General features: G+C 38.1%; 21 protein-coding genes and 1 pseudogene. 6 read left to right on the top strand and 16 right to left on the bottom strand.

The window, feature by feature from the left end; genetic code table 11:
• Window positions 1–131: 131 nt before the first annotated feature.
• The 6 genes and pseudogenes from NQU59_RS05045 to NQU59_RS05030 all read left to right on the top strand — a co-directional run.
• Window positions 132–542 (top strand): glycosyltransferase, encoded by a 411-nt coding sequence (locus tag NQU59_RS05045; RefSeq protein WP_306436586.1) that lies wholly within the window; start codon window positions 132–134, stop codon window positions 540–542.
• Window positions 543–917, top strand: coding sequence for a hypothetical protein (locus tag NQU59_RS05040; RefSeq protein WP_257065254.1), 375 nt, complete (start codon window positions 543–545; stop codon window positions 915–917).
• Between the two features lie 40 nt (window positions 918–957).
• Entirely contained in the window at window positions 958–1233 is a 276-nt protein-coding gene (locus NQU59_RS05035; RefSeq protein ID WP_257065253.1) for a hypothetical protein, read from the top strand.
• A 627-nt stretch (window positions 1234–1860) separates the two neighbouring features.
• Window positions 1861–2313, top strand: coding sequence for a glycosyltransferase (locus NQU59_RS18840; RefSeq protein ID WP_373463002.1), 453 nt, complete (start codon window positions 1861–1863; stop codon window positions 2311–2313).
• 64 nt (window positions 2314–2377) lie between these two features.
• Window positions 2378–2740 (top strand): glycosyltransferase, encoded by a 363-nt coding sequence (locus NQU59_RS18835; RefSeq protein WP_373463001.1) that lies wholly within the window; start codon window positions 2378–2380, stop codon window positions 2738–2740.
• Window positions 2741–2949: 209 nt separating this feature from the next.
• A pseudogene (locus NQU59_RS05030) lies at window positions 2950–3540 on the top strand (TylF/MycF/NovP-related O-methyltransferase); the annotation flags it as partial.
• On the opposite strand, the gene NQU59_RS05025 reads toward NQU59_RS05030, so the two are convergent.
• From NQU59_RS05025 to gltB, 16 genes are all read right to left on the bottom strand, one after another.
• Entirely contained in the window at window positions 3533–3874 is a 342-nt protein-coding gene (locus NQU59_RS05025; protein ID WP_257065252.1) for a hypothetical protein, read from the bottom strand. The pseudogene NQU59_RS05030 and the gene NQU59_RS05025 overlap by 8 nt on opposite strands.
• A 5-nt stretch (window positions 3875–3879) precedes the next feature.
• Window positions 3880–4365 carry a hypothetical protein gene (locus tag NQU59_RS05020; protein WP_257065251.1) on the bottom strand — a complete coding sequence of 162 codons (486 nt, stop codon included), beginning with the start codon at window positions 4363–4365 and terminating at the stop codon, window positions 3880–3882.
• A 46-nt stretch (window positions 4366–4411) separates the two neighbouring features.
• Complete coding sequence (locus NQU59_RS05015; protein WP_257065250.1) at window positions 4412–4906, bottom strand: ATP-binding cassette domain-containing protein; 495 nt, start codon at window positions 4904–4906, stop codon at window positions 4412–4414.
• A gap of 171 nt (window positions 4907–5077) precedes the next feature.
• Complete coding sequence (locus NQU59_RS05010) at window positions 5078–5326, bottom strand: hypothetical protein (RefSeq protein WP_257065249.1); 249 nt, start codon at window positions 5324–5326, stop codon at window positions 5078–5080.
• Between the two features lie 422 nt (window positions 5327–5748).
• Window positions 5749–6099, bottom strand: coding sequence for a hypothetical protein (locus NQU59_RS05005; protein WP_257065248.1), 351 nt, complete (start codon window positions 6097–6099; stop codon window positions 5749–5751).
• A gap of 8 nt (window positions 6100–6107) precedes the next feature.
• On the bottom strand, window positions 6108–6959 hold the full coding sequence (locus NQU59_RS05000) for a glycosyltransferase family 2 protein (protein ID WP_257065247.1): 852 nt from the start codon (window positions 6957–6959) through the stop codon (window positions 6108–6110).
• Window positions 6956–8044, bottom strand: a complete 1089-nt coding sequence (locus NQU59_RS04995) for a tetratricopeptide repeat protein (RefSeq protein WP_257065246.1) — start codon at window positions 8042–8044, stop codon at window positions 6956–6958. The genes NQU59_RS05000 and NQU59_RS04995 overlap by 4 nt, the downstream gene beginning before the upstream one ends.
• 532 nt (window positions 8045–8576) lie before the next feature.
• On the bottom strand, window positions 8577–8894 hold the full coding sequence (locus NQU59_RS04990) for a hypothetical protein (RefSeq protein WP_257065245.1): 318 nt from the start codon (window positions 8892–8894) through the stop codon (window positions 8577–8579).
• Window positions 8895–8963: 69 nt separating this feature from the next.
• Window positions 8964–9383, bottom strand: coding sequence for a pilin (locus NQU59_RS04985; protein ID WP_373463000.1), 420 nt, complete (start codon window positions 9381–9383; stop codon window positions 8964–8966).
• Window positions 9384–9809: 426 nt separating this feature from the next.
• Window positions 9810–10370, bottom strand: coding sequence for a TPM domain-containing protein (locus tag NQU59_RS04975; protein WP_257065244.1), 561 nt, complete (start codon window positions 10368–10370; stop codon window positions 9810–9812).
• The gene (locus NQU59_RS04970) at window positions 10364–11431 is read right to left on the bottom strand and encodes a TPM domain-containing protein (RefSeq protein ID WP_257065243.1); all 1068 of its coding nucleotides are present in this window, start codon (window positions 11429–11431) and stop codon (window positions 10364–10366) included. The genes NQU59_RS04975 and NQU59_RS04970 overlap by 7 nt, the downstream gene beginning before the upstream one ends.
• A gap of 36 nt (window positions 11432–11467) precedes the next feature.
• A complete protein-coding gene (locus NQU59_RS04965) occupies window positions 11468–12058 on the bottom strand; it encodes a LemA family protein (protein ID WP_005147322.1) in 591 nt (196 codons plus the stop codon).
• 176 nt (window positions 12059–12234) lie between these two features.
• Entirely contained in the window at window positions 12235–13125 is an 891-nt protein-coding gene (locus NQU59_RS04960; protein WP_257065242.1) for a metal-dependent hydrolase, read from the bottom strand.
• Window positions 13126–13239: 114 nt separating this feature from the next.
• Entirely contained in the window at window positions 13240–14619 is a 1380-nt protein-coding gene (locus NQU59_RS04955; protein WP_257066169.1) for an MFS transporter, read from the bottom strand.
• Window positions 14620–14836: 217 nt separating this feature from the next.
• Window positions 14837–16258, bottom strand: a complete 1422-nt coding sequence (locus tag NQU59_RS04950) for an FAD-dependent oxidoreductase (RefSeq protein ID WP_005238378.1) — start codon at window positions 16256–16258, stop codon at window positions 14837–14839.
• 71 nt (window positions 16259–16329) lie between these two features.
• Entirely contained in the window at window positions 16330–20808 is a 4479-nt protein-coding gene (gltB, locus tag NQU59_RS04945) for a glutamate synthase large subunit (protein ID WP_257065241.1), read from the bottom strand.
• Window positions 20809–21210 lie beyond the last annotated feature (402 nt).

Below are 21210 nucleotides of genomic sequence, written 5' to 3'. Positions count from 1 at the left end.
GCACGTAAAGCTATACGTGAGTTTGTCGAGAACAGTCTCCCAACAATTATTCAATCCTGTCCAGATACCATATTAGTTATTATTGGTGATACGCCCTCCCAGTCATTAAATAAAAATTTACAAAGTAAAGAATCTATTCTTATTACAGCGAAAAATACAATATTCAGAATCATATACTTTTTGTTGGCAATATTTCAGATGATAAGTTACTTTCAGCTTGGTATTATTTGGCTGATATTCATGTTTTTCCAGTCAAGTACATTCCCGAAGATCCCGAAGGCTTTGGTATGGTTGCAATTGAAGCAGCAACACATGGTACACCAACGATTGCATTTGCGACAGGCGGCATAATAGATGCTGTTCAAGATGGAAAAACTGGTTTTCTTATTGAAAAACAAAACTATATTTCACTGACTAAAGTGGTAATTCATGTACTAGAAAACTATTTTTTAATCGAAAAGAAAAGTTGTATAGAATTTGCTGAACGATTTGCATGGTATAATTTAAGACTGCAGTTGAAAGCAGCTATTGAGAAACTATAAATGGATATACTTTTTATTGGTAAGCGTTTCTATACAAATCGTGATGCTTATATAGAAAAGTATGGGCGTATTTATAAATTGCCTTACTACTGGTCGCAAGAGAAATCATGCCAACTTTGGTTAATTGACTACCATTCAAAAGAAAAGATAACAGATTATGAGGAAAAACTAAAGATCACTTCTACTCCTATTTTTAGTTTGAGCTTTTTAACTTGTATTTTTAAAAATCTTATTAAGAGACCTAAAATAGTTATTGCAAGCGGAGATTGCTATATTGGATTATTAGGATTTCTTCTAGCAAAATTAACTTTTTCTAAATTTTTTTTGATGTTTATGATAAATATGACACCTTTACAGGGTATAGAAATTTATTAGGAATAAATATTTATAAATTTTTACTAAACAAATCAGACATGTGCTTTTTGCAAGCCAAAAACTTTTAAATGATTCCAGAACACAATGTAAAAACATTTTTTTGCCAAACGGAATAGATAAGAACCATTTTTACCCACGTGACAAAAACAAATCCAGAAAAGAATTTAATTTATCAGAGAAAGATTTATATATTGGATATTTTGGTAGTATGGAATTAGATCGTGGTATAGATGATTTAATTGAAGCAGTTAATATTATCAGAGAAAATGGTATCGACCTAAAAATCCTATTAGCTGGAAAAAGAGAGAAAATTTAAATTTAGATTATAATTTCATTCATTATCTAGGTAATATTTCATTCAATAAGATTCCTTTTGCTATAGCAAGTTGTGATCTGTTAGCATTACCATACCGAAATTCAGATATGATGGATAATGGGGCATCATGTAAGATAGCAGAATACATTTCAATGGAAATACCTATTGTAACTACTATGAACCCAAACATTCAAAGTAACTTTTGTTTAAAAAACATAAACGATTCTTTTTATTTTCACAATGTAACAATCCTAGAAACCTTGCAACTTGCATTGAGTTTCAATTAAAAATAAAATAAAACTAAACATTAAACTAAATCATGAGTGGAAGGTAATATCAAATTCCTTTAGCTTAAATATATAAACAACCATCCATTTTTATTAAAAGATAAAAACCTTTATCTAAACAAAAACTTAGTGTATAATATTTACAACTTAATTCCCATGACTAAAATGAATCAACCAAAAATTACATTTATTTTACCAAGACTCGTTTTTGGCGGTGTTGAACGAGTAACTTTAAATTTAATAAAAATCTTCAAGAAAATGGGATCAAATGCCATTTAATTGTTTTAAGTGATCAAGGTAATTTAAAGGAAGAAGCCTACGCAACTACTTCCGTAAAAAAATAGAAAATAACAATATATTTCAAATTATTAAAAGTTTAAAAAAAGAAATAAATAAAAGCAAACCAACTCATGTTATTACTGCCTTTACTGATTTAGGCTTATTAACATCTTTAGTTATTGATAGTAAAATCATACATATTCATACTATACATAATACACATGACAGTATTGTTTACCCTAAGTCAAGAAATGGTATTAAGCGAAAAACTATTGATTACATATGTGCAAGCCTATTATATAAAAGAACAAATCATTTAGTTTGCGTATCTAATGGATTATTGAATGAGGTAAAAGAAAAATTCAATGTAAGTAAAACCCAAATAAAATGCATTTACAACCCAGTCATTTCAAATAAAAATATTCAAATTAGAAACAATTGCATAGATTTTAAAATGATACGATTTATTTCTATTGGAAGACTAACATATCAAAAGGTTATGATAATCTCATAGATATAATGCATCGTTTTAAAGAATATAAAAACTGGCAGCTAGAAATTTGGGGAGATGGTGAAGAATATATAAATCTAACAAAAAAATAAATAAATTAGGTCTGGATCGACATATTTTTTTGAAAGGTGCTACAGCAGATCCTCTTTCAATTATGAATCGATCAGATATTTTTTTACTTCCCTCGAGATTCGAGGGTCTTCCAACAGTTCTTATTGAGGCTTTGTCATGTGGATTATTGAGCATCGCATATAATTGTAAACATGGTCCATATGAGATCTTAGAGGATGGAAAATATGGTATTCTAATTGATAATCAAAATCCTTTAGACTTCGAGAAAAAAATTTACGATATCATCGTAACAAAAAAACTATTAAAATTAAACCATTTACTGAAAAATCAAAACAGTTTAATATTGAGAACTCAATAAGAAAATGGTTAGATTTAATCAATGAAACAAAAAATAGCTAATATTCTCCAAAATATTTTAAATATTATTGGTTATAGAATCATTAAAAATAGTAAATATATATATTTAGTCCAATATGATGCTTATATTTCTGAATCAGATAAAATTATTATTAACCAAGTCCGACCTTATACGATGACAAGTATTCCTCGAATGCTAAGTTTAAAAACTCAGTACAATATATTGTAAAGAATAAAATTCCCGGAGATATTGTTGAATGTGGTGTATGGCGAGGTGGCAGTATGATGCTTATCGCTTTACAGCTTATTGAGTTAAATGATACTTCGAGAAACTTATATCTCTATGATACATTTGAAGGTATGTCTCAACCAACAGATAATGATCTTTCTATTTACGGCGATAATGCAAAAACATTATTAAATAAACACAATATTGAAGAAAATATCTGGTGCTATGCATCTTTAGATGAAGTTAAGGAAAATATAAAGAAAATAGGTTATCCAATGGATAAAGTTCATTTCATAAAAGGTAAAGTTGAAGATACCTTAAGTACTAAGACACATGATTCTATTGCATTATTGAGATTAGATACCGATTGGTATGAATCAACAATTTTAGAACTACAAAAATTATTCCCCAGACTAGTTGAAAAAGGTATCTTGATTGTTGATGATTATGGCCATTGGAAAGGAGCAAGACAGGCTGTAGATGAATATTTTCAAAACAATCAAACTTATATTCACCTTATTGATGAAACAGCAATACTTATTCAAAGTAAAATACTCAGCAATTTTAATTAATTGCTGAGTATTTTACTTTTGAATAAGTATTGCTATTTAAATTTTTCGCACCACTAGGTGAAAGGAAATCATCTAAAATTCTATATAATTTTGTCAGAAAAATAAATTTTTTAATAAACTTTAATATGCTTTTATTGCCACTCTTCAAGGCTGTATCTTTTCTGAAAGACTTATCCCAGATAACCTCATAATCCGACTGCTGGATCTCAAGCGTTTCAACATGCCTTTGTTTAGTTGTTGTAACAAAAACATATAATTCACTTAATGATTTAATATTAATTCTGTTTCCTTTAAATTTTGGGTCTAATTTATACCAATATTTATGGTTATCCATATCAACTAAATAAATTTCAGTATTCGAAAAACCATTTTTTTCTGAATACATGCTATAAAAAACTCTGGTGAAAATTGATAAAAACCATGACCACAGCAGCCATTACTTGGGACAGCATGCAATATAACACCACCAACATCACATAACTTTCTGATATTATTAAAACAATTACCAATATTATATATATGTTCAGTACAACCAAAGTCGATTACCGTATCGTAATTCTTAAAATCTATTAAATCTTTATTCATATCAAAAATATATGTAGAGTTCTCATAGCCTGAGTTATCAATAGACTCTATACTACTAGCACCAAATAGTTTCTCTAAAAGTTGTTCAGCATATTTTTGGTCTTCTATAGCGTATCTCTCGAAGATAGTATCTTCAATATTAAAAAGAGCCAATCTACCTAATGTAATTGTTCTTCCAAAAGTAACCTTATTTTTTTGAACATACTTCAAAAAATTAAAATTTTGACTATCAATCCCCATTTACATCCTCTCAATGATTTTTGCTAAGTTTAGCTTATTAATCTAATTACTTGATCACAACTTTTACAGCACTTTCTCTATGGGCAATGATTACAATCGTTTTTTTCCCATTTAAATTCTGAATTGCTTCATTTATAGCATATTCGGTTTCGATATCTAATGCACTTGTTGCTTCATCCATGAACAAAATTTGAGGATTTTTATATAAAGCACGAGCAATTCCTATTCGCTGCTTCTGTCCACCAGATAGCATAACTCCTCGTTCACCAACTTTTGTTTGATAGCCTTGTGGTAATTTTTGCATAATAAAATCATCAATCTGCGCTTGTTGAGCCACCAGTTTTACTGCTTCAAAATCTATTTGATCTTTTTCAACACCAAAAGCAATATTTTCAGCAATACTTTTATCTGCTAAATAAATTGACTGTGGCACATAACCTACTATTTGGTACCAAGCTTGTATATTATTCTGATTTAACTCGACATCATCGACTAACACCTTTCCACGTTGTGGTTGCAATAAACCTAACATAATATCCATTAACGTGCTTTTCCACTTCCACTTTTCCCAACAATTCCAATAGTTTTATTTTTTGAAATAATTAAGTTAAAATGATCTAAAATTAAATTACTAGATCTGCTTGCATATGAAAAGCAAATATTTTTCAATTGAATTTTATTTTCAAATACTATTTTTTGATTTTTTTGTAATCTATTTTTTATTATTTAACAAAAATTCGTCTCTTATGCTTTTAAAAACATTTTGAGAAAATTTTATCTGTGTAATTGCACGATATATATTTTGTGCAGCAGGCAGCATACGATAAGCAGCTATACCATATAACCCTAATATAGGTAAAATATGAGAAATCTCTTTCCCAGAAATAACCAATACAATTGCAAGAATAATGATGCAGCCATAACCTATCGTTTCCACGATATGCAATGGTACTTGGCCCAAAGTCTCTTTAGTCGCCAAATGAAGTGAGTATAGCCTTGAACTCTGATCAACTTTTTCTATATACTGTTTCCCTGCATGATTAATAATGATATCTTTAATCCCACCTAAGACCTCTGAGCAAGCTTGATAACGTACTTCATTTGCTTCAATAAAACTTTGGCTAATTTGATCAAGAATTTTTTTATCGTTAAAAAAATAGAAACATAAAAAACATTAAAATTAATGCTGTTGAAATTGCCATAATAGGATCATAAAATATTAAAATGGCAATCATACAGAAAATAACAACACTGTAAGCAATTAAAAACAATATAGGTTGAATTATCCCTCGGACGAGTTCATCTACTTCTGACAAGATATTTTTTATCAAATTTGAACTATTTCTTTCGATAAAAACTCATAAGGCTGTTGCAAATAAATTTCTAAAAGTCGAGTTGAAAAATAATGGCGCTGTAAGTTAGAAAATCTATATAACGCATATTGAGTAATAATCTTAATAAATGTAGAAAAACAACTATACCAAGTGAAAGCATACCTAAATATACAATAAATTGACGTGTATCGTTCACCAATAAAGTTTTTGAAATTTTTTGGAGTAATAGATTGCTTTCTATAACTGTAGGATTAGCCAATACGGCAAGAAAGGGCATAATCGAAACAACACCAATTGCTTCAATACCAGCCATAACAACTACAAGAATAAGGACAACCAATAATTTTCTTTTATCAAGTGGTGTCAGAATTTTCCACAACTGTATTGATATACTAAACACAGTAATTCCTACTTATTATCTTTATACATGAGAGCAGTCACTTGCTCTGAAATTAGCCCCATCAAAAATATCATCACACTTCCAGTGTAAAGCAATGCACTCATATTAGTAAAACGATGATATTCATAAAGTGTATAACCATACCAACTTGTTGCCATTAAAAATAAGACAACAGCGATAGGTAAGAACATTTTCAAAGGTGAAAACAAGGTAGCAATCTTAAAAATGATCAAGAAAAAACGTATTCCATCTTTTAATGGATGAATATGACTTTTTCCAACCCGTTTAGCAGCGTGAATAGGTACATAAGTCACCGAGTAGCCAGCTCTAAAAAATGCCATAGTACTAGTAGTTGGATAAGAAAAACCATTTGGTAACAAATAGAGGAATTCTCTGAATTTCTCTGCACGTACTGCACGAAAGCCTGATGTGAGGTCTTCGACTTTATGTTCCGTCATATAGGCCGCTAAATTATTATAAAGTGTATTTGCAACCCCGCGGCCAACACTTGCTTGCGAACCTTTTTGTCTTGCACCAACAACTAAATCATAGCCTTGTTCAATTTTTTCAATTAATCGAGAAATATCATTAGGGTCATGTTGCCCATCTGCATCCATAAAAACTATTACATCCCCTGTTGCAGTTCTTGCGCCCGTCTTAATTGCCGCACCATTCCCTTTTGAATAAGGATGCGATACAACTTTTGCTCCAGCTTGTTCCGCAAGCAAAGAAGTTTCATCTGTTGAGCCATCATTGACAACAATAATTTCATAAGCAATGTTTAATTGCTTAATTTTTTCGGTTGTTTTTCCAATCGCACCCGCTTCATTTTTTGCAGGAAGTACTACACTTATTTTCAATGCCTTTCCCTATAGGTTTTTTGAGCTCGAATGATTTGTTCTTGCTCTAAGCTGATTTCTTTATACCACACTTGTTTTGTATCTAATTTTTTTGCTTGAACCAACTGTTGCTCTGCTTCTAGAAATTTACCTTGTAGGCGATAAATCTGTGAATACAACAGGCGACCATTAATATCATCTTTTAGATTTATCGCATCATGCATAAATTCTTCACCTTTAAGAAAGTCACCAATGACTGAAACAAAGTAATTTGCTAAAAGTTTATAAAGTTCTGCACGTACATCATTATTTACATTAGGATTATCTATGCCAGCAGCAATGATTCTCACAGCTTGATCATGAGGAACATGACAAAACTCTTTAATTTGACAATCAGAAAATGCACTCAAGAATCCAATATTATTGTTTGTAAAAGAACCACGTGCTAAACGAGCTTGTAATTCTTGAATTGTTTTCTCTGAAATAGTCCATTTCATTTCCGAAGCAAGATGCAATTCGCCAAACCATGCTCCATTAGATGGTAAATAACTCTTTTGGGATTGTCTTAAATAATAATAGGCGTTTTTGGCATATTCCTCACGTTTAGTGGGAATCTCAACCATTAACTTCATATAAATACGAGCCATCTGATAGTTTGCACGATCAGAATAAGGATGCATTGCAGCTTCATAAGCCGCCTGATCAACAAGATTTGACCAAATAATACTTCGTTGCCAAGTTGTGAAAGCAAGATTAAAAGTATAAATCACACCAAGAGCAATCATAATTTTTTTAATTGTTTGATTATTTATACAAGCTATGCAATAAACAATTAAGGTAACAAAACCAATAGTACCAAAATAATTTCTATGTTCATGAATTAGTTCAAGATTAATAAATGTTGATTCCATCAACTGACTAATCAAATACCAACCCCATGCAAATAGGATTAATGGATATTTCTTAACAAAAAGCAAGCTTAGAACCGAAATAAAAATTAAGCCTGATATAGAGTAAAGAGTTGTTATTGGCTGAATAATGGACTTAGAAACAATAAAATCATCATGATATAAACTTAAGTCAGAAAGCAAAGGTAAAAAAATCATTTTTAAATAATAAAAATAATTCTCGACTCAGTAAATAATCGCTCAATCGTATTAAAATCTCGGTTCCCTACAATTGGATTATTTATATAAGGAAATGCCATACAAATAATTAAAAATAAACCTACAACCACTCCAAACCATAACAATTGAATAAGCTTAAGCCTTCCAACCAGAATATCTTCTCCTTTTAAATTTCGTCCCTGAAAAATAAGTAATTCAATCCAATAAAGTAGACCTAGAAATAAAAACCCGACTCTTTACTCAAAATGGATGCAAAGAAACAATTTATTATTGTAAAAAAGCAAATATTGTACCCCATCTATTTTTAGAGCAACTCCGCCAATAACAATAAACTACCAACATTAAAAACCAAATAATGTAGATAAACTGGTCATTCGTTGCACTACATAAAGTACACTCGTTAAATTCAAGGGGTGAATCAACCATACTGTACTTACAATAAGTGCAAGATAAGGAACTAGGTTTATCTTTTGTTTTTCTCCAGCATACAACATTTTAAAAATCAATAAACTTAAAAATAAATTAAAATACCATTAACAAGATGAATTATTAAATTTGTTAGTTTAAAATAGTAAGGATCAAAGCCAGTAAAATAATAATTAAGTGCAAAAGATAACATACTAATTGGACGACCTAATGGCCCAGCTCCACCAGACCAAAATGCAGCATTTAAACTATTCCAGTCTATTGATGTTATTGCTATTTTTTTATTTTCTAAAATATTCCCAGAATCATCAAAAACATAATCCCCAAATAAACCGAAGTAATAAATATAGAAAGTTACCCCTAAGATTAGGACAAAAATAAAATATATATTATATTTTTTCAAAAATTATTCATTTACTTTCTTTAAATAATAAAAAGAAGCACCTCATAGATGCTTCTTTTTTGCCAACTATTAACGACAGTTAGATGGTAAGAATTTGCTATCAACAGGTTGATTTGTACCAGTTGCTGTACATATCCAGGTTACACCACCAGCAGTATTAGCACCTTGCAATTTAATTGTTCCATTATCAGTAACTTTGTCATTATATGTAACAGTAATTGCACTACCAGAGACCGTAACTTTTTTAACAGCATTACCCGTAATACTTGAATCTGTTGCTAAACCAGCAGAAGCGTTCGCTGTAGGCCAGTGGCCATTAGAAGAGTAGAACTCAGTTACCGCAGCTTTTGCACCCGCAGCCAAACTCAAACCTTCAGAAACGTGTGAACGCTTCGTATAGTTTTGATACGCAGGAATCGCAATTGCAGCCAAGATACCAATGATCGCGACAACGATCATCAATTCGATAAGAGTAAAACCCTTTTGCATTGATTTCATAACATTTCTCCAATGGATATTTTTTTATAAGCTTTTTTCAGCTACTTAGTATTTAGCATGTTTTATGCCAGTCCTTAGCTTAGCCAATTTTACCCTAAAAAACAGGGACTTAAAAAAATCATATTGAATAAAATGAGAGCAAATTAGACATTTAACGAGAAAAATGACAAATAACGTCAACTTTACTGCTTTATTATTCATTTTTTCAGCTATTGAATTTGACTACTTTCTAATTGTACTTAAATTGAGCGACCTATTTCACAGAAAATTTATTGTAATTTATTCAAATTTTTTTACCGTTTATCGGAAGCTTATCTAAAAGCTTGCTATAAAGAAATTCAAGATATACAGAATCGTCTGCACATTAGTTTATTTTTCCTAAAATAACAAGTACTAATTTTGAGAAAAATTTAAAGGCTAGTTCAAAATAATCGGTTCGTTTGGCAATTCGTTTTGATCATTTGAATCTGATTTCACATAGTACTGGTCCAGTACCTGTCCAATTTCAGCAACACCATTACTTACTGCTTGTAAATATTGTTTTTGCGCCAATAACAGCACAATACTCTGGCAAATCGCATTCCATGTTTCAGTAGGTGTGGCATCTTTTAAACCACGGTCGATCACGATCTCAACTTTGCGCTCACACAGGTTTAAATACAGGAGTACACCACTATTAAGCTCGGTATCCCAAACCCCAAGTTCAGCAAACAATTGTTGCGCACGTAAACGGGTATTTTGATGGTAAGCTTGTGAACAGGGAATATGTCCCTCAATCACCACCTGAATTTCCCCGATATGACCTTTCTCTGCCCGTTGTACTGCTTCAGCGATGTCTAGCCGATCTTGTTTATTAAAATAACGATGCGCAGAAGACACGTAAAGAAAATGCTTAAACCAACGTTTTAGACTCGGCTGCACGTGCTCATTCAATTTCGGTTGCGTAATAATCTGCGTTGTATCCGTTTTTGTTACCATGAGCCTGATGCTCCTCCCCCGCCAAAACTACCACCGCCACCGCTATAACCACCGCCGCTGCCGCCGCCAAAACCACCGCCTCCGCCACCACGACCTCCACCAGAAAGGAAAGCCTGAAAAATCAGCTGTGCCAGTGAGGTAATCAATAAAAAGAAAATCCCGAAACCGAGTAACAGGCTCATCACTAAACCTGCACCATTCAGTAATCCTGCCGCAGCAGCGGTGACCCCCGCTGTGGCAGCACTTAAACGATTACCAACAATGAATGATCCCACTACACCCGCAATCAGGATAAATAATGCCATAGTCAAGGTATTGCCTTTGGCCTGTTGTGCTTGAATCGCTTGTTCATGCCGATCTTTCAACTCTTGCGCGGCTTGCTGCGCAATTTCAGGGTCCAGATTGACAATGCGGCTAATTTCATCCAAGCCCGCGGAAATCCCTTGTGCGTATTGGCCCTGTTTAAAATACGGGGTGATTTGATTGCGGATAATCCGACTCAGCACCACATCGGGCAGAACACCCTCTAGACCATAACCGGTCAAGATCTGGATATTACGGTCATTCACCGCAATCGCCATCAACAAACCATTGTCACGTTTGGCTGAACCCAATTGCCATTTTTCGCCCGTACGCAAAGCAAAATCAAAAATGGCTTCCTGCCCTGTAGTCGGTACGATAATGACTCCAATTTGGGCTTTACCTTGTTGATACAGGTTAAGAATTTTCTGATTAAGCTGCTGCATCTCAGCAACACTCAATACTTTGGCCTGATCAATCACTGGTTGATTTAAGGTCGGTAAACCACGGATGGATTCGCCTTCGGCCATATCATTGGCGACTTGTGGCGGATTGGCTGTTTCTACTTGCGGCTGCGTTGTAGATGATGTGTTGGCTTTTTGCTGTTGCTGAATAATTTTACCCGCAACGATCAAATCACTTTGATCTGTTGCAGTCGCCACTTCAGCCCAAACCGTATGCTGGAAAAATAGTGCGGCAAAGACGAGGGTTAAAACAGCAAATATTTTCTGTTTCAAGTTTTGCTTAAGCACGCTCAACATACGGTTGCTCCTTACAGTTCAGAATCATTTCAACAATTAATTAAATGAAACTGTAGGTGCTTGCTGTGCAGACTGTTCCGCCTTAAAGTTTTCTTTGGTTTTCATGCCAATCACTTTTGCGGTCAGGGCTTGCGGGAACTGACGTACATAGCCATTGTAGTCCTGAACCGTGGTGATATAGCGGTTACGCGCAACTGCAATACGGTTTTCTGTTCCTTCAAGCTGTGCCTGTAAATCACGGAACTGCTCATTGGCTTTTAAATCTGGATAGTTTTCTGAAACCGCGATCAAGCGAGATAGCGCGCCCGTCAATTGGCTTTGCGCCTGTTGGTATTTCTCGAAAAGTGCCGGATCTTCGAGCACTTCTTTATCGACTTTTAAACCTGCGACATTCGAACGTGCCTGAGTGACCTCGACCAAGACTTGTTCTTCATGTTTGGCGTAGCCTTTCACCACATTCACCAAGTTTGGAACAAGGTCTGCACGGCGTTGGTATTGGTTCTGCACCTCAGACCAAGAAGCATTTACCGCTTCGTCTTTGACCTGCAAGGTATTATAGCCACAACCAGTAAATAGCAAGCTGCTGGCCAATACGGTTGCGAGTGCAGTCTGTTTGATAATTTTCATAAAAATTTATCCTCAAGTTTTTCTTTATATTTTTGCGATAATTTATTGTAATGAGATTTTTGTCAGCTGTGTAACATTTATTAAAGTTGCTTTATGGGTATTTAAATAAAAGGCATCACTCAAGCAAGCTTGAAGTAATGCCGCGCTAAGCACAAACTTTATGATTTGAATTGAAATTAACTATAAATTTTAGATGCAGTTTCCTCTTGAAAACTCGCCATGCCATATTCATCGGCCATACGTGCTTTCCAGTAATTCACCAATGCACTGTAGTCATGTTTGGCAGGATGAAAATCGGCCTGATAATAAGATAAATATTCAGGAATCAATTGCAGCAACATTTTACTGAGTAAATACATGCCAAATAGATTACCGCCCAATTTCGGTAGGCTCTTCCATTTATCCTGCCAGATCAGTCGTGTGGTGGCATACAACGTCAGGCTAGCAAAACCCGTCGTCACACTGCGCATCAGTAAACGGCGAATACGGTCATCACCATACACCGCCTGATAGACATCAAAGGCCACCGAACGGTGCTCAATTTCCTCAATCGCATGCCAGACCCACAGTTTCATGGCATCCTCATCCAAGGTACTGAGAATTTCAGGATGCTTAAGAATATAAGCACCGAGCATTGCAGTAAAATGCTCAAAGGCACAGGTCAAAGCCAACTGCAGTTTCGGATGAATATTTCGCAGCACATCATCACGTTTTGCCAGCCACGCCTGAAAACGATCAAGATTATAATCCTCGCGTCGCCAAGCATCATTAAACTCGGTATGCGCTTTGGAGTGCATCGCCTCCTGCCCAATAAATGCTGCAATCTGTGCTTGTAATTGTGGGTCTTGCACTTTGTCTCGGAAATTGCGCACACTATTGACAAAATACTGCTCTCCAATCGGGAAAGTTGACGACAGTGCCGTGAGTAAGTGTGACATCACCGGAGAATTGGCAAAATAATGACGTTTGATTTTGTTTGGATTAAATTGCAAACGTCGTACCGTAATCCCCAAAGCTCTGGGGCGATTTAAATAAGTTTTTTCCACATTCGCATTTGCAAGAGCCATCTCGATTGCCTGCATCATTTTCTAGACTGTGTTCGAGTATCACGCTGTAAAAAATGCATGCACAGGGCAAAAAAGCTTACAAAATTTGCCAAAACTACCAAAATGATGACTGGTCTAGGTCGATGAGATCGGTGCCACACATTCTTGTTGTTTAATTTTTCTTAAGCTCCACATCGCTGCAAGGAATAGTCCACCCATGATCGCCACCACCACATGAAATGCCAATAGCTGTGCCTGTACCATCGGATAATGCAAGCTTGTCACCGCCCATTTGATCATAAACGCAGTCAGCGTGCCCAATACCGCGATGCCAAAAGTCAGCCCAAGCTGTCTCAGCATATTCAAGATTGCTGCGGCAAAACTCGCATCAGCCTGCGATACCGTATGTAAGCTCAAAGTACTGGAACTCGGTACAATCAATCCAATGCCTGCGCCCATCATGCCACTTAAACCAATAAACAGCAGATAGGAAGAATTGCTCTGGAAACTGATCATTGCGATCAATGCCATTCCCGAAATGAGCAAACCGATTCGAAGTAATGACAAAGCACCATAACTTTGCTGTAAGCGACCAAACCCGATGGAAACCAATGCCTGCATCAGGAATTGTGGGGCGATCAACCAACCTGCTTGGGCCGCACTTAAATGAACCTGTTCCTGATAAAACAAGGCAAACACAAATAAGGAGCTATAGCCTGCAAATCCCAGTAGAAATGAAATCAGATTAAAGCGCAAAAAAATGCGGTTATGGAATAAATGCCGTGGGATCAATGGATGCAAAGCATGTTTTTGATGTCGAATAAAAATCAGAGCAAAAACTATTGAAATCAAGAAACTAAAAGCAATCAAATAACCCAAATGCGCTTGCTGAACCATGATAATGCTATAGGTTAAGGTGGCAATCGCAATCACGCTATAAATCAGCCCTAAATAATCGAAACTGATTTTTTGCTGATTCGCATCTTCAGCAATACCTTTCCAGCCCAAAAATAAGGCCAATAATCCAACCGGCAGATTCAGCCAGAAAATACTCTGCCAGCCCAAATAATGCACCATCAATCCCCCCATCAAGGGCCCAATAATTAAGGCAAAGGCACTGAATGAGCTCCAGTTACCAATTTCCCGTGCTTTGCGATTGGCTTGGGTAAAATGATGTACGATGATGGCCAAAGTCAGTGGAATCAGCATCGCTCCCGCAATGCCCTGAATCACCCGCACAATAATCAATATGCCAAAATCAGGTGCAGCAGCACAAATCACCGAGCCCAGAATAAAGATGATGACACCGACTAACCACAAGCGTTTACGCCCCAACCATTGGCTTAAAGCACCCACTGCTAACATCAAACTCGACATACTCAACGCATAACTATCAATCACCCATTGTAAATCGGCAAGATGGCTATTGAATTGGGCTTGAATTGCCGTTAAAGCCAGATTAACACTGCTCAAATCCACCAAGCAGAGAAAGGTGCTGGTATACAGTGCCGCAATTTACAGCCGATCATTGAGTTTTGATGTCATTATTTTATCCACTCAGTAAAAATTAAAATGAGAATTATTATCATTAATAGCATAACAAGTTATTGAACACTTGTTAAAGTTTTTATTTACTTTGGCCACAACAGATAGATTGCAGATCATCAACCCTATAAAAAAAGCCCAAGCACGAGGCTTGGGCTTTTTAACAACTTAAATATGCACAATAGGTTTATACGCCAAGATAATCCAAGATACCTTCAGCAGCTTGACGACCTTCCCAGATCGCGGTGACCACCAAGTCAGAACCACGAACCATATCTCCACCTGCGAAGATTTTTGGATTCGAAGTCTGGAATTTAAATTCTTGCTGTTCAGCCGCGACCACACGACCTGAACCATCTAAACTCACATTCGCACCACCGAACCAGTCTGCTGGACTTGGACGGAAACCAAAGGCCAATAATACGGCATCCGCGGGTAGAATTTCTTCAGAACCCGGAATTGGTTCAGGGCTGCGACGACCACGGCTGTCTGCTTCACCCATTTGTGTGGTTACAACCTTAACACCCGTTACTTTACCATTTTCACCGACAATCTCGATTGGCTGGCGGTTGAACAGGAATTTAACCCCTTCTTCATAGGCATTCTTCACTTCACGTGCAGAACCCGGCATGTTGCTTTCATCACGGCGATAAGCACAAGTTACATCATGCGCACCTTGACGTAATGAAGTACGGTTACAGTCCATGGCAGTATCACCACCACCTAGAACGATCACCTTTTTACCATCGACACTGATGTATTCGCTTGGATCTTTTTCCCAGCCTTGACAACGGTTCACGTTGGCAATTAAGAAATCTAAGGCATCATAAACACCGTCAAGATCTTCACCAGGGAAACCACCTTTCATATAGGTATAAGTTCCCATGCCCATGAACACGGCATCGTACTCAGCAAGTAATTGCTCAATGGTGACATCAACACCAATTTCAGTATTTAAACGGAATTCGATGCCCATCCCCGTGAAGATTTCACGGCGGCGTTTCATCACATCTTTTTCCATTTTAAATTCTGGAATACCGAAGGTCAGTAGGCCACCAATTTCAGGACGTTTATCAAATACAACAGGTTTAACCCCACCACGTGCCAAAATATCTGCACAACCTAGACCCGCAGGACCTGCACCAATAATGGCTACTTTTTTATTGGTCCATTTAACGCCAGACATATCTGGACGCCAGCCTAAAGCGAACGCAGTGTCATTGATGTATTTTTCTGCATTACCGATGGTGACAGCACCGAAACCATCATTCAGGGTACATGCCCCTTCGCACAGGCGGTCTTGTGGGCATACGCGACCACAAACTTCTGGCAAGGTATTGGTTTGGTGGCAAAGTTCAGCGGCTTGAAAAATTTGACCTTCCGCAATCAACTTTAACCAGTTTGGAATGTAATTATGTACTGGACATTTCCACTCACAATACGGGTTACCACAGCCTAAACAACGGTGGGTCTGATTCGCCGCCACTTCCGCAGTAAAAGGTTTATAAATTTCCACAAACTCTGCCTTGCGGACAGTAATATCTTTTTTCTCTGGATCTTGGCGTGCTACATCCAGAAATTGAAAGTCATTATTAAGGCGCTCTGCCATGTCTCTCTCCGTGGGTAGGCGCAGTGATGTCCTTCACCGCTGCACCTGCCTATGTCTTTGCAGTCGTGGAATTATTGTGGATCAGCTTGAGTCGTTTTCAAAAGCGATTGTAAATTAGCAGCTTTCGGTTTTACCAGCCAGAATTTACGACTATAGAAGTCGAACTCATTACGGATTTTGTAGGCCCAAGCGCTACCTGTTTCCTTGATGTGCTCATCGAGAATACGTAGTAAGTTCTCTTTATGATCTTCCATCGCTTCTGTAGAAATACGATTCAAATCAATCAACTCATGGTTGTAGTAATCGACAAAGTCATTATCAAGGTCAAGCACATAGGCGAAACCACCGGTCATGCCTGCCCCAAAGTTATGACCCACTTTACCCAATACTGTCACGACACCACCTGTCATATATTCACAACAGTGGTCGCCCGCACCTTCAATCACCGCAAATGCACCTGAGTTACGCACTGCGAAACGCTCGCCCGCAGTCCCTGCAGCAAAGACTTTACCGCCCGTTGCACCGTATAAACAGGTATTCCCAATGATCGCTGTGTTTTGGGTCTGGAACGGTGAACCTTTTGGTGGGAAAATCGACACACGACCGCCCGCCATCCCTTTACCGACATAGTCGTTGGCATCACCTTCCAATTTGATATGCAAACCACCCGCATTCCAGACACCAAGTGATTGGCCTGCAGTACCAACAAGGTTCATCACCACTGGGCTGCCTTCCATCCCCAAGTTGCCATAGCGACGCGCAATCTCACCCGAGATACGTGCACCAATCGAACGATCACAGTTCCCTACGGTGAAGTTAAATGAGCCGCCTGAACCTGCTTCAATTGCTGGTAACATCTCTGCCACCATTTTCTCCGCCAAGATACCTTTATCAAATGGTGCATTGCCTTGAACTTGGCAATATTGTGCCTTACCTTCAGCAGCAGGATGCGACGTCAATAACGCACTGAGATCAAGATGCGCGTGTTTTTCTGTTTCACCTGGTAAAACTTCAAGTAAATCGACACGACCGATCAAATCTTTCAGCGATGCAACACCCAATGCAGCTAACCATTCACGTGTTTCTTCTGCAATAAACTTGAAGAAGTTGATCAGCATTTGTGGCTCGCCAATATAATGTTCTTGGCGCAAGTGATCCTGTTGTGTTGCCACACCCGTTGCACAGTTGTTTAAGTGACAGATCCGCAGGTATTTACAACCGAGCGCAATCATTGGGGTTGAACCGAAACCAAAGCTTTCAGCACCTAAAATCGCGGCTTTGATCACGTCTAGACCGGTTTTCAAACCACCATCGGTTTGTACCCGTACCTTGCCACGCAAGTCATTCACACGTAACGCTTGATGCGCTTCGCTGAGACCCAACTCCCATGGCGAACCCGCATGATGAATCGATGACAGTGGTGATGCAGCTGTACCACCATCATAACCAGAAATGGTAATGAAATCGGCATAAGCTTTTGCCACACCTGCCGCAATGGTACCAACGCCCGGCTCAGATACGAGTTTTACTGAGACCATCGCTTCAGGATTAACTTGTTTCAAGTCAAAAATCAATTGCGATAAATCTTCAATCGAGTAAATATCGTGGTGCGGTGGTGGGGAAATCAAGGTCACACCCGGCACTGAGTAACGTAAACGTGCAATTAAGCCATTCACTTTACCACCTGGTAACTGACCACCCTCACCTGGTTTTGCACCTTGCGCCACTTTAATCTGCAATACTTCAGCAGAGGTTAAATAGGCTGGAGTAACACCGAAACGGCCCGATGCAATCTGTTTGATCTTCGAGTTACGGATGGTGCCATAACGCGCAGGATCTTCACCGCCCTCACCTGAGTTTGAACGACCACCAATGGTGTTCATGGCAATGGCAATGGCTTCATGTGCTTCTGGTGACAATGCACCTAAAGACATGCCTGCTGAGTCAAAGCGTGGCAGAATTTCTTCAATCGTTTCAACCTGATCAATTGCAATTGAATTCATGGTTTTTAACTTAAATAAATCACGAATAGTGGCAACTGGACGGTTATTCACTAATTCTGCATATTCTTTAAAGTCTTGGTATTGACCTGAACGTACCGCTTTATGCAATGAGTTAATCACGTCTGGATTGAACGCGTGATACTCTTTACCAAATACGAATTTAAGCAAGCCACCTTGATCAATCGGTTTACGATTTTGCCAAGCCGTGCTTGCCAATTTCTTCTGATCACTTTCCAGATCAGCAAAAGTCGCACCTTGGATACGACTTGGTACACCAAGGAAGCATTTATCCACTACTTCTGAAGATAATCCCACCGCTTCAAACAATTGACCACCGCGATAAGAAGCAACTGTCGAAATCCCCATCTTAGAGAGAACTTTGAGTAAGCCTTTCTCAATCCCTTTACGGAAGTTAGCCTGTGCATGGATTGGGTCACCCAAAAGTTCGCCTTTTGCAACCAAGTCATTGATTACGTCATAAGCCAAGTATGGATACACCGCGGTTGCACCAAAACCAAGTAACACAGCAAATTGATGTGGGTCACGTGCAAAACCTGTTTCGACTAAAATATTTGCATCGGTACGCAAACCGGTTTTAATTAAATGATGGTGCACAGCACCAGTTGCCAATGCAGAGTTCGCAGGTAAATAACCTTCACGCAGGTTCTTATCCGTGAGCACAATTAACGTTTTACCGTCACGAACCGCTTGAGCTGACTCTTCACAAATCCGTGCAATTGCCGCTTGCAAGCCTTCAGCTTCTGCATAGTTCAAATTGATATCAACAACGCCATAGCCTTCACGTTCTTTTTCAACATCACGAAGCTGCTGCATTTTCGAATTCGATAAGACAGGGCTTGAAATGATGATCCGATCCGCATGTTCCGGGCCTTGCTCAAACACGTTCTGTTCACGGCCTAAGCAAGTTTCCAACGACATCACGATTGATTCACGTAATGGGTCAATTGGTGGGTTAGTCACTTGCGCAAACTGCTGGCGGAAGTAGTCAGACACGTGGCGTACTTGACGAGACAATACTGCCATTGGCGTATCGTCACCCATCGAACCCACTGCTTCCTGACCACTTTCTGCGATTGGACGCAATAACTGGTCGCGCTCTTCAAATGTCACCATAAACATTTTTTGCGCTACTTTTAAGGCATCACCCGTTAAACCCTGATCAAGTAACTGCTCTTCAAGCTGAGGGTTGGCTTGTAATCGGATCGCATGGTCACGTAACCATTCACGATAAGGACGCATATTTTTAAGATGGTTGCTGACATCTTTGGTATCCAGCACTTTGCCCGTCAAGGTATCAACCACCAGAATTTGCCCTGGACCAACACGGCCTTTAGATACCACATCTTCAGGCTCATAGCCCCATACACCAATTTCTGATGCCAGTGTAATGTAATCATTCTTGGTGATCACCCAACGCGCTGGACGCAAGCCATTACGGTCCAGCATACAGATGGCATGACGGCCATCTTGAATCACCAGACCTGCTGGGCCGTCCCATGCTTCCATATGCTTCGAGTTAAACTCATAAAAAGCACGTAGGTCTGCATCTAGAGTTTCCACGTTTTGCCATGCAGGTGGAACCAGCATTCGTAGCGCACGGAACAGGTCCATACCACCGCCCACCAAGATTTCAAGCATGTTGTCCAAGCTTGAAGAATCCGAGCCAGTACGGTTCACAATTGGATTTAACTCAGTTAAACCTGGAAGTAATGGATTTTCAAATTTTGGTGTACGTGCCAATGCCCAATTACGGTTTGCAGTAATAGTGTTGATTTCACCATTGTGCGCCAAATAACGGAACGGCTGTGCCAACGGCCAACGTGGTAAGGTATTGGTCGAAAAACGTTGGTGGAATACCACAATATGTGAGGTTAAACGTGCATCCGCCAAGTCAGTATAGAAGTCAGCAATCGCAGCTGGCATCATCAAACCTTTATAGCTGATCACTGTTGTGGCTAATGTGGTCACATAGAAAAGTGGGTCATTTTGTAATTGTTGTTCTGCACGACGGCGCGCCAAGAAGAGTTTACGGTTAAACTCAACCTCAGTTAAGCCCATTGGGCAGTTCACTAGAATTTGTTCAAATGCAGGCAATGATTGTAATGCAATCTCACCCAAGGCGTCATTATTTGTCGGTACAACACGCCATGCTGCAACAGTTAAGCCTTCGGCAGCAATTTCTTTATTCAAAATGTTTTTGGCATTTTGCGCTAAAGCAGGATCGATGTTTAGGAATACAGTTCCTGCAGCAAAAATCTCTGTCAGGTTACTCCCGAGTTTCTGCGCTTCTTCACGGAAAAACTGTTTCGGCATCGCCAATAACAATCCGCAACCATCTCCTGTCTTACCATCCGCGGCAATACCTCCACGGTGCGTCATGCAACTTAAACTGTGAATCGCAGTTTCGACCAGATGATGGCTTGATTCACCCTTCATATGGGCAATCAGACCAAAACCACAGTTATCCTTAAACTCGTCAGGCTGATATAAACCTTGAGCGGGAGCTACAGTATTAGGCGATGGCATGTGCATAGCGTACCCTTCTTTAACATGGCTCTTTCGAGCAACAAACAATCAATTCATTTTCTGCGATATTGCCGAGCAACTCATATAAAGTTCAATGCTTCGCGAAAACATTTTTCATGGCGGATTTGCAATATACGCCTTTCTTGTCCCAGACGCAGCGCAATTCGCCATATAAAGTGTTTTCAGTTATTACACCCTCACAAATGTTTGTAAAGCACAAAAACTTTCCATTTCACTAAACTAATGAATCATTTAGTACCAAAAGGAGTAATGAGCAGACAAATTAGCACCACAAAAAAGCAAAAAACATGCCATATAGGCATGTTTTTACTAAATCATTAAAAAAGTTAAAATAACATCAGAATATTTAGCGTTAAGGGCTCATTTTTGCGCACAAAAATG

The sequence above is a fragment of the Acinetobacter colistiniresistens genome (assembly GCF_024582815.1).
Classification (GTDB): domain Bacteria; phylum Pseudomonadota; class Gammaproteobacteria; order Pseudomonadales; family Moraxellaceae; genus Acinetobacter.
The sequence above is the reverse complement of the archived record's forward strand: the minus strand, read 5'-3'. Positions and strand labels throughout refer to the sequence as shown.

Bases quoted from the DNA above. Each gene is read 5' to 3' on its own strand.
- NQU59_RS05020 (WP_257065251.1), bottom strand. From the start codon at position 4,365: ATGGGGATTGATAGTCAAAATTTTAATTTTTTGAAGTATGTTCAAAAA.
- NQU59_RS05015 (WP_257065250.1), bottom strand. From the start codon at position 4,906: ATGGATATTATGTTAGGTTTATTGCAACCACAACGTGGAAAGGTGTTA.
- NQU59_RS05025 (WP_257065252.1), bottom strand. From the start codon at position 3,874: ATGGATAACCATAAATATTGGTATAAATTAGACCCAAAATTTAAAGGA.
- NQU59_RS04960 (WP_257065242.1), bottom strand. From the start codon at position 13,125: ATGGCTCTTGCAAATGCGAATGTGGAAAAAACTTATTTAAATCGCCCC.
- NQU59_RS04975 (WP_257065244.1), bottom strand. From the start codon at position 10,370: ATGGTAACAAAAACGGATACAACGCAGATTATTACGCAACCGAAATTG.
- NQU59_RS04995 (WP_257065246.1), bottom strand. From the start codon at position 8,044: ATGATTTTTTTACCTTTGCTTTCTGACTTAAGTTTATATCATGATGAT.
- NQU59_RS04985 (WP_373463000.1), bottom strand. From the start codon at position 9,383: ATGCAAAAGGGTTTTACTCTTATCGAATTGATGATCGTTGTCGCGATC.
- NQU59_RS05040 (WP_257065254.1), top strand. From the start codon at position 543: ATGGATATACTTTTTATTGGTAAGCGTTTCTATACAAATCGTGATGCT.
- gltB (WP_257065241.1), bottom strand. From the start codon at position 20,808: ATGCCATCGCCTAATACTGTAGCTCCCGCTCAAGGTTTATATCAGCCT.
- NQU59_RS04970 (WP_257065243.1), bottom strand. From the start codon at position 11,431: ATGTTGAGCGTGCTTAAGCAAAACTTGAAACAGAAAATATTTGCTGTT.
- NQU59_RS04965 (WP_005147322.1), bottom strand. From the start codon at position 12,058: ATGAAAATTATCAAACAGACTGCACTCGCAACCGTATTGGCCAGCAGC.
- NQU59_RS04950 (WP_005238378.1), bottom strand. From the start codon at position 16,258: ATGGCAGAGCGCCTTAATAATGACTTTCAATTTCTGGATGTAGCACGC.